The organism is Mycobacterium arosiense ATCC BAA-1401 = DSM 45069 (assembly GCF_002086125.1).
GTDB lineage: Bacteria > Actinomycetota > Actinomycetes > Mycobacteriales > Mycobacteriaceae > Mycobacterium > Mycobacterium arosiense.
Map to the genome: position 1 here is coordinate 1 of NZ_MVHG01000381.1, position 240 is coordinate 240.

At 69.2% G+C, this 240-nt stretch carries 1 protein-coding gene; it reads right to left on the reverse strand.

Going from position 1 to position 240, the window contains the following annotated elements; genetic code table 11:
- On the reverse strand, positions 1-240 hold a 240-nt coding region (locus BST14_RS32820; RefSeq protein WP_142279737.1), incomplete at both ends, for a M24 family metallopeptidase.

Consider the following 240-nt stretch of genomic DNA (forward strand, 5'->3'; position numbering starts at 1 on the left):
CGCCATCCCCGGCAGCAGGGGACGCGACGGCTTGTCGGGCAAGGTGACGTCGCGGTAGGCGCCGACGTCGTGCACGTCCATGCCCAGCCAGTGGCCGGTGCCGTGCATATAGAACTGCGTGTAGGCGCGCGTGTCGATCGCCTCGTCGAGTGTGCCCACCTTGCTCCGGTCGAGCAGGCCGAGGTCGAGCATGCCTTCGGTGAGCACCCGCACCGCCGCATCGTGGATCGCGCTGTACGG